This is a genomic window from Microvirga sp. GN3, from assembly GCF_055792825.1.
This window is the reverse complement of the sequence record NZ_JBVVAK010000027.1, coordinates 68,583-78,093: the sequence shown is the minus strand read 5'-3', so window position 1 is coordinate 78,093 and position 9,511 is coordinate 68,583. Positions and strand designations below refer to the sequence as shown.

The following is a 9,511-nucleotide window of genomic DNA, read 5'->3' as shown; positions in this document are numbered from 1 at the left end:
CGAGGCCCGAACGTTCGACGCGCTCTGGCGAGCGCTCGGCGACATCTGCAATCTCTTCGAACCTCAAGAGTGCTGGAACTACCTCAAGGCTGCCGGATATGCGTCCGTGTAATCGTCCGATGCTCTAGCGCATCGTGCGGACCCAGAGGGCCGCGTCGGCGACCCGAAGGGCCACGCCAGTGAAAAGTGGACCCGGTTTTCGCTGACACGGACCTCCGGTTCTGCCCCGAACGATGCGCCAGCCAAGAGAAGAAGCATCGGCCCCAAAAGTGCACTCCTCTATGGACCGCACATTGCGCCGGTCTGATCGAGCGGCCCCCGATCAATCATCCGAAGCCTTCGAACAGCCACGTGATCTTGAGGATCACCGCACGGTACCGCGGGCCCGCCCTCCCGGGGTGCGGCAGGAGCATCCCGTCCCGACCGGCGCCGGATCGGTCAAAGCGCAGGTTCGGACCGCCGTCACGCAGGACCCACCAACCGTTGACGAAACCGGTGTCTCGTAGGTGGAGTATGGGTAGTTGTAATACGGGTATGTAGCCGCTGCCCCGATCACGGCACCCGTGGCCAATCCCCATCCGCCGTAATAATTCCCGTAATACGGATAGCGCCCATAGTAGGGATAGCGCCCGCCATAGTACGGATAACGTCCACGCCAATCACCACGATTGACGAAGCGATTGTCGAAGCGGCCGCCCGGGTTGTTGATCGCCGCCTGGCGAAAATCTCCACGACCGGGACGTATGGCGGCCGCGCGGACAGGCGCGCCGCCTGGCCGCGCGGCGATCGCCCGTCCGCGAAAATTCCCGCCGCCCATGCCGGCCCGAGGGACGTACATCCTCTGGCCTCCGATACCGCCGCCCCGGAAGCCGCCTCCACCCCGGAAGGCACCGCCTCCGCCGAACCCGCCGCCAATGCGGGCGCCCCCTCCGCCGCGACCACCACGCTGGGCATCGGCAACATCCGGGATCAGAAGCGCGCCCGCTGCGAGAGCGCACAGAGCCAGGAGAGTCCTGTTCATCGACGTTCTCCCTTTCACTGCCCGGCGCACTGCACCGCGCGGGGCAGGCTGACATGAGTGGAATACATTGTGCCCGCTGCGAAAACTTGCTTGATCGTTTGGGACAAGCGCTTGGCATTTGTTGCCATGAGGCTGCACGGGAACCTTACACCCGTCGACGAGCGCATCCCGGGCTTGCCATCCAGGAAAGGCAGAGAGGATTCACTTCAGGCCTTGCCTGACACTCTTCGCCTACTTCCATGTGCCACGTCACCAGCATGCCACGTCACCAGCAGCGACATGCCATTTGTCCCAACATGCCAAGGGACTGACACATTCGGTCAAGCAAGTTGCTCAACCGGTGCCATACTCGGGCTGGTCGGACGAGTGCCATTCGGCCGCCGAAGGACCGTCGCCGCACCGGACCATGCCCGGCTTCCTTTCGGCCTTACGCCTCCGGCCCTCGGTCCAGGCTGGAGAATCCTGAATGCCCTGACGAAGGAATCGACGAGAGGCATCATGAATGATCATTCGCGCAGTGACGGCGACCGCCAACCGACCCGCGTCACTCTCTTCCTGTTCGCGACCGGCATCGAAAACAGCTATCCCACGATCCAGAACGGCCGTGTGCGCCGGGACCAGATGGAGGAATGCGGTCACTACCGCCTTTGGCAGCGTGACTTCGAACTCCTCGACGATCTGAGCATCCGCTTCCTGCGCTATGGTCCTCCGCTGTACAAGACCTTCCTCGGACAGGGCCGATATGACTGGGACTTCGCCGACCTGACGTTCGCCTGGCTGAAAGACCGCGACGTCATCCCCATCGTCGACCTGTGCCATTTCGGCGTGCCGGACTGGATCGGCGATTTCCAGAACCCCGACTTCCCGGTGCTCTTCGCCGAGTACGCCCGAGCCTTTGCGCATCGCTTCCCATGGGTCCAGTTCTACACCCCGGTCAACGAGATGTTCATCTGCGCCCAATTCTCGGCCGCTTTCGGCTGGTGGAACGAACAACTGACGAGCGACCGTGCCTTCGTCACTGCGTTGAAGCATATGGCCAAGGCGAACGTGCTGGCCATGTACGCCATTCTGGAGGAGCGCCCTGACGCCATCTTCATCCAGAGCGAGTCGACCGAATACTTCCACGCCGACAATCCCCAGGCCATCAAGTCGGCGGAGTTCTACAACGCGCGGCGGTTCCTCTCGCTCGACCTGAACTACGGCTATCCGGTCAACTCGCACATGCACGAATACCTGCTGGACAACGGGATGACCCGCGACGAATACCATTTCTTCCTCGACAACACGCTTCGCCACCACTGCATCATGGGCAACGATTTCTATCACTCGAACGAGCACCGGGTGGATTCCAGCGGCAGGATCCTGCCTGCCGGAGAGGTGTTCGGCTACGACGAGATCACGCGCCAGTATCACGACCGCTATGGGCTGCCCGTGATGCATACCGAGACCAACTTCGACCAGGGCCATGAGGGCGATGAGGCCGTGGACTGGCTTTGGAAGCAATGGGCCAACGTGCTGCGGGTGCGCAACAACCGCGTGCCCATCGTCGGCTTCACCTGGTACTCGCTCACCGACCAAATCGACTGGGACATCGCTCTCCGCGAGCAGCGGGGCCACGTGAACCCTCGAGGACTATATGATCTCGAACGCAACATCCGTCCCGTGGGAAAGGCCTTCAAGAAGCTGCTCTCCCAGTGGCGTCAGGTCCTGCCGACCCAGAGCGTCTGCCTGTTCGTGCCGGTCATGCTGCCGAGCGAGTACGATGAGCCTGTGGCCGCCCGCCGCCGCGAGGGATGGCGCCGGTACTTGCGCCATGAACTGAAGACGAAGCCCGAACTCAGGAGCTAACATCGGCGCCATCCTGCGATTGGCGTTCAGATGGGCGCCCCGCGGCCTCGGTCCTGCCTGAACAGCACGACGACGGTGCGCGCCTCGGCTCGGTATGTTGGCCCGACGAGCGAAGGCGCTGCCCGCCAGGGGACAATATCTGCCGGAGATTCGAGCGAGGTATCGATCCATCGGCGCCATGCGCCGGGTTCGCCATCAACTCCCGGCGGCAATTCGAAATCCAAGGGTTCCCAATATGCATTCAGGATCAGGTAGACGCAGATCCCATCCTGTCGCACCTCCGCCTCGAGCGCGAGACTGTGGGAGTCATGGCCCCAGTCGGGCTGGCCGACCCGAACGCCATGCCATGTCTTCTGCGCTTGCTGGAGCAGGCGGCTCAGGCTCACCCGCTGACGCTCATGCTCGGTTCCCCGCCGGGCCCGCCGTGCGGTAAGCAGGCGCGCGAACCGGTATACGTCCGCGTGTTTGGCGAGCAGCGACCAATCGAACCAGCTTGTTTCATTGTCCTGACAATAGGCATTGTTGTTGCCGGACTGGGTTCGCCGCACCTCGTCGCCCATCAGGATCATGGGCATGCCGAGGGAGAGCATCGTCACCGTCAGGAAGTTCTTGACCTGCCGATTTCGCAGCGTCTCCACGGCGGGATCGTCGGTCGGGCCCTCCACACCGCAATTCCAGCTATGGTTGTCGTCCGCCCCATCGCGATTATTCTCACCATTGGCCTCGTTGTGCTTGCGATCGTAGGACACAAGGTCGTTGAGGGTGAAGCCGTCGTGGCACGTGACGAACTTGACGCTTTGCTCGGCCTCGCGCCCTTTATGCCCGTAAATCTCGGGACTTCCCAACAATCGGTCGGCAATTCGCGCCACCGAACCCGGATCGCTACGGAAGAATGCGCGCGCATCGTCACGGAAGCGTCCGTTCCATTCCTTCCAACTGTCCCCGATGAAGCTGCCGACCTGATAGAGCCCCGCCGCATCCCACGCTTCCGCGATAAGCTTCGTACCGGCGAGCACTGGATCCGACTCGATGTCCCACAGGATCGGCGGGTTCGGGATCGGCTGCCCCATCGCATCCCGCGCAAGAACCGACGCGAGATCGAACCGAAACCCGTCCACATGCATCACTTCCACCCAATACCGGAGGCTGTCGACGATCATCCGACGCACGACGGCGTGGCTGGCATTGAGGGTGTTGCCGGTGCCAGTGTAGTCCGCGTAGCGCGAGCGATCCCTCTCAAGAGTGTAATATGCGGTGTTATCCACCCCGCGGAAGCAGAGGGTCGGCCCATCACGGTCGCCCTCCGCGGTGTGATTGAACACGACGTCGAGGATAACCTCTATGCCGGCCCGGTGCAGGGCCTTGACCATATCACGGAACTCGTCCACCGGCCCGAGCAGGTCCTGGCGCGAGCTGTAAGCCTGATGCGGCGCGAAAAAGGAGACGGGCGCATAGCCCCAATAGTTGACCTTGCGCGGTGGGGAATCCTGCGGATCGAACTGGAACACCGGCATCAGCTCGACGGCAGTAACGCCTAGTTCCTGAAGGTACGGAATCTTCTCGACCAGGCCGGCGAAGGTGCCACGGACCTTCTCATCGACACCGGAGTTGGGGTGACATGTGAACCCGCGCACATGCATCTCATAGATGATGGTCTGGGCGGAGAACCGCCGCAGGGGGGCATCGCCCTCCCAATCGTAGGCGGACGGGTCCACAACCACGCTCTTCATCGCCGTGAGGGTGTTCTCGCCAGGCTTTCGCGCAGCATCGCGGCTGTAATTCTTCGGCACGGCCACGCCACGGCCGTAGGGATCGAGGAGAAGCTTGCCGGGATCGAACCGCATGCCCCTCGCGGGCTCGAACGGCCCATCCATGCGATAGCCGTAGAGTTGTCCCGCCGCCAGACCCGGGACGAAGACGTGCCAATAGTGATAGGTGCGATTGACGGCGGGATCCAGGCGGACCACCTGCCGCGCCCGTGCCTCGTCGGCGTGGTCGAACAATAGTAACTCCACCCCAGTCGCATGCTTGGAAAAGACGCTGAAGTTCACTCCCTCGCACATGGGTGTCGCTCCGAGCGGCGATGGAACTCCCAGTGCAGAGACCCGGAAGCGGCTCGGGTGCGTCCCCTCGTCCTTACGCTGATGCATCGTCGTGGTCCCCTCCGGCCCGCTCCAATCCCGCCGCATCACCCCTCGGTATCGCCGATGCTCTCAGGGCACCGGGCACGGCTGCACGTTCCAGATCTGGGACGCATATTCTGCAATCGTCCGGTCGCTGGAGAACCTTCCCGAACTGGCAACGTTCAGGATGACTTTTCGCACCCAAGCATCCGGATCAGCATAGAGATCGAGCAGCCGCTGGTCCGCTTCGAGATAAGACGTCAGATCGGCCAAATGCATGTAATGGTCGCCATGCGTGAGCAGGACATCGCGCAAGGGTTCGAAAATGCCGGGCTCGTAGCGGCTGAAGTGATTTGAGAAGATGAGATCCAGTGCGGCACGCGTTTCCGGCTCGTTGTCGTAATGCCAGTACGGACTATACCAGCCCCGGCTGCCCGCCACCTGTTCGGCCGTTAGCCCGAACAGGAAGAAGTTGCCCTCGCCGGCGGCCTCGGCCATCTCGATCGTCGCTCCGTCGCGGGTCCCGAGCGTCAGGGCCCCGTTCATCATGAACTTCATGTTGCTCGTGCCGCTCGCCTCATAGCCCGCCGTCGAGATCTGGTTGGAGACGTCGCTGGCGGGAATTAGTCTCTCAGCCAGCGACACGCAATACTCGGGCAGGAACACCACCTTCAGGCGCCCTTTGACGGCCGGATCTGCGTCAATCGTGTCAGCCAGATTGTTGAGGAACTTGATGATGATCTTGGCCAGCTGATAGGCTGGCGCCGCCTTGCCTGCGAAGACGAACGTGCGCGGAGCCATCTCAAGGTCTGGGTTCTCCCGCAGCCGGTTGTAGAGCACGACAATGCGCAGCCCATTCAGCAGTTGCCGTTTGTACTCGTGAATGCGCTTGATCTGGCTATCGAAGATCGATGCCGGATCCACGACCACTCCGGACGTCGACTTGAGCCACTCGGCGAACCGCGACTTGGCATCCTGCTTGGCCCTGCGGATGTCATCCCTGAAGCTCCTGTCGTCAGCGAGCGGCTTGAGTTTTTCCAATTCGGCAAGATCCGTGATCCAGCGGTCGCCGATGGCGTCGGTGATGATCCCGGCAAGGGCCGGGTTGGCCAACAGCAGCCACCGACGCGGCGTCACGCCGTTCGTCTTGTTGCTGAAGCGCTCCGGAAACATCTCGGCGAGATCCTTGACGGTCACCCTTCGCAGCAGACCGGAATGGATCGCGGCAACGCCGTTCGTGCTGTGCGAGCCGACGATGGCGAGGTTCGCCATCCGGACCTTGCGCCCGCCGCGTTCGTCGATGAGGCTCACGCGTTCGATACGGCCCTCGTCGCCGGGGAACCGGTTCCGCACATCGTCAAGGAGGCGGCGATTGATCTCCAGGATGATCTCGAGCTGCCGCGGCAGCAGCACCTCGAACCACCGCAGGGGCCATTTCTCCAATGCCTCGGGCAGGAGGGTGTGGTTCGTATAGGCCAGCGTCCGCCGGGTAAGGTCCCAGGCCTCGTCCCATCCGAGATGTGCCTCATCGAGGAGGATCCGCATCAACTCGGCAACGGCAAGGCTGGGATGCGTGTCGTTGAGCTGGATGGCGGCCCTGTCGGGAAGGGCGCGCCAATCGGGATTGTTCCGACGGAAGCGCCGCACGAGGTCGGCCAGCGAGCAGGCGACGAGGAAGTACTCCTGCACGAAGCGCAGGCCTTGCCCCATGCTCGTGGAGTCGTCGGGATAAAGCACGCGCGTCAGGGTTTCGGCCGAGAGCCGCTCGGCCAGCGCACCCACGAAGTCGCCGGCGCTGAACTCATGGAAGTCGAACGCCTCGGGCGCCGCGGCCGCCCAGAGCCGGAGCGTGTTGATAGTCCTGCCACCGTAACCGACGACAGGCCGATCATGGGGGATCCCCAGAAGGATCGATGGCTCACCAAGGACTGCGGCGAGCTTTCCGCTTCGCACCTCGAACGAGCAGCCGAGCCTGACCTCCACCTGCTCCTGCGGCCGGGCGGCCTCCCACGGATCGGGTCGCCGCAACCAGTTGTCCGACTCCTCGTGCTGCCAGCCATCCCGGATCGACTGACGGAAGATGCCGTACTCGTACCGCAACCCGTAGCCCATGGCGGGAAGCTGCATCGTTGCCATCGAGTCGAGGAAGCAGGCCGCCAGCCGGCCGAGCCCGCCATTCCCCAGGCCGGCATCGGGCTCCTGTTCAAGCAGGGCGAGCCAGTCGAGCCTCTTCTCATCGACAGCCTGCTTTACCATCGGGTCAAGAAGGAGGTTCATGATGTTGTTGGCCAGGGAGCGCCCTATGAGGAACTCCATGGAGAGATAGTAGATGCGCTTGGCGTTCTCGCGCTCATAGGTCCGCTCTGTGAGGGGCCAGCGCTGCGAGAGGACGTCCCTCACGGACTTGGCGGCGGCCTCGTACTGCTCGCGCGGGCCGATTGCCTTCGGATCCATGACATTGTCGAACATGAGATGGCGCTCGTAGAGCGCGTTACTCGCCCCTGTGAGCTGAACCGGTCCGCATGCATATTGCTTGAGGAGTTCCTTGGCCGTGGGAGAAGATGAGATCTTCGCGACGGTTCTGGTCCTGTCGCTGTTCATACTTTCATCCCTCTCTGATCGCCGGGCACTGCTGTCAAAGGTAAGTCCATCATTCCGATCCGCGGCCTTCGGTCCCTCAAAGTTCGAGATATCGCTCAGCCCGAGGCTTCCGGGTTGCCTCGCTTGAGATCGTGATAGATTCGCTCCACGTCGGCCTGCCGGTACAGCTCGGTTCCCGCCGTCAGGACTGCGGCAGTCCCGGCCGCCATGCCCAGGACGAAGGCATCCTCCGGACTTCGCCCTTGCGACAGGCCGAAGATCATGCCGGCCAGGAAGCTGTCACCGGCACCGACGGCGCTTTTGGGCACCACCTCTACGCCCTGGATACGGACACACTTGCCTCGGGTCCCGAGCAGCGCCCCATCGCGACCGAGCGTCAGGGCGACGATTTCCGCCGCTCCCGAGGCAATGAGTTCCTGAAGTGCTGCCTCCTGGTCCGCAGGATCCGGGAGTTTCCGGCCGATCAAGCTTTCCAGTTCGCCCAGACTCGGCTTGATCAGGTAGACACCTTGCCGTGTGGCATGACGGAGAGCCTCACCGGAGGTGTCGAGAACGAGCTTCGCTCCCTTCCGGGCGGCGATCTGGCCCACTCGGACATAGAAGTCATGCGGGACACCACGAGGCAGGCTGCCGCTCGCGACCAGATAATCGCAGTCGATCCCTTCCAGCACGGAAAGGCAGACCTGCCATTCATCCGCGGTCACGGCGGGACCTTCGGGGACAAAGCGAAACTCCAGGCCGGACGATCTCTCATGCACCGTGTGGCTGACACGCGTATGTCCCCTGATGGGAATGCGCCTGATGTCGATACCGGCAGCCTGCACCAATTGATCGAGGATCGGCCCCGTCGCTCCCCCCGACAGGTAGACGGCCAAGGCGGATCCACCAAGCTCCTTGACGACACGGGCAATATTGATCCCGCCCCCGCCAGGATCATAGCGCTCAGCCCAGGTCCTGATCTTGTGTATGGGCCAGACCTCCTCCGCCTCCGCTGCGCCATCGATGGCAGGGTTCAGAGTCAGCGTCACAACTCCTGTCATCACATTATCCTTGACGTTGAAGCCGGTCGCGTAAAGGACCCGACCTATCGGGAGGGTCTGCGCCACTCACTCCCAAATAGCGCAGTCGATCTCGCTGTCTCGTCCGGATGGCTAGATCCTCATGACGACGCGCCCATCGATCCTGTTGTCGCGCATCCGGCCGAAGATGTCGTTGATCGCCTCCAGGGGTTCGAGCGGGAGTTCAGTGCCTGATAGAAAGTGACGATCCCTTGACACTTTGGGTCATCGGGTATCGCTGCAGCGATGCCCGGGTGCTAGCCGCCAGCCTTGACCCGCTTCAAAAGAGTCTCGATGTCATCCGTCAGATCCACGATGGCCCGCGGATGTCGCTGCTTCCCCATGCGCCACTGCTCACGCTGCGACGCAGTTGTCTTCAACTGGAGTGGCGGCGTACTGGACCTCGGAGGCTCAACGGGAGTGCGAGGTGCGCCTTGCTTCACGTCACTGTGGATCAAGTAAATCGCAATGACCATCAGCATCGGCACCAGGGCGATCAGTCCCAGCGCGATCCAGTCCTGAGGTGTCATGTTCGACCAAAGAGCATCCATGGGAAGCCTCCCCGAATGACCTCGGATTATGCCTTCCCGGAGACATACGCTGTCCCAGCGGGGATGGGGCCATCCATTCTATCGCCGATTCTCGCCCGGTCGTACGGTCAAAATGGGATCTGCCGTCACTTAGGTAGTCCCGAATGGTCTCGGAACACGAGTCAGGCCCCACACTAATCCCGCCGTAATCGGGCGCGACCGAATAATGCGACGACGACGCAAATCGGCCAATGCGGGCACAGTCCTCTGTGGCTGGCGATCCGGAGCGGTTTGGCTCAAACTGTCAAGACATTGTCCCCTTCGATATTG

Annotated in this window: 6 protein-coding genes; 1 reads left to right on the top strand and 5 read right to left on the bottom strand. The window is 62.4% G+C overall.

The window, feature by feature from the left end:
- Positions 1–364: 364 nt before the first annotated feature.
- Complete coding sequence (locus ACS5Q1_RS15240; RefSeq protein WP_473098997.1) at positions 365–1,021, bottom strand: hypothetical protein; 657 nt, start codon at positions 1,019–1,021, stop codon at positions 365–367.
- 498 nt (positions 1,022–1,519) lie between these two features.
- Here ACS5Q1_RS15240 and ACS5Q1_RS15235 point away from each other — a divergent pair, with 498 nt between their 5' ends.
- Positions 1,520–2,869 carry a family 1 glycosylhydrolase gene (locus ACS5Q1_RS15235; RefSeq protein WP_473098996.1) on the top strand — a complete coding sequence of 450 codons (1,350 nt, stop codon included), beginning with the start codon at positions 1,520–1,522 and terminating at the stop codon, positions 2,867–2,869.
- 26 nt (positions 2,870–2,895) lie between these two features.
- On the opposite strand, the gene glgX is transcribed toward ACS5Q1_RS15235, so the two are convergent.
- From glgX to ACS5Q1_RS15215, 4 genes are all read right to left on the bottom strand, one after another.
- Positions 2,896–5,019 carry a glycogen debranching protein GlgX gene (gene glgX / locus ACS5Q1_RS15230; protein WP_473098995.1) on the bottom strand — a complete coding sequence of 708 codons (2,124 nt, stop codon included), beginning with the start codon at positions 5,017–5,019 and terminating at the stop codon, positions 2,896–2,898.
- A 63-nt stretch (positions 5,020–5,082) separates the two neighbouring features.
- Positions 5,083–7,593, bottom strand: a complete 2,511-nt coding sequence (locus ACS5Q1_RS15225) for a glycogen/starch/alpha-glucan phosphorylase (protein ID WP_473098994.1) — start codon at positions 7,591–7,593, stop codon at positions 5,083–5,085.
- A gap of 95 nt (positions 7,594–7,688) precedes the next feature.
- On the bottom strand, positions 7,689–8,633 hold the full coding sequence (locus tag ACS5Q1_RS15220; RefSeq protein WP_473098993.1) for a 1-phosphofructokinase family hexose kinase: 945 nt from the start codon (positions 8,631–8,633) through the stop codon (positions 7,689–7,691).
- A gap of 275 nt (positions 8,634–8,908) precedes the next feature.
- Entirely contained in the window at positions 8,909–9,202 is a 294-nt protein-coding gene (locus ACS5Q1_RS15215; protein ID WP_203441056.1) for a hypothetical protein, read from the bottom strand.
- Positions 9,203–9,511: the final 309 nt, after the last annotated feature.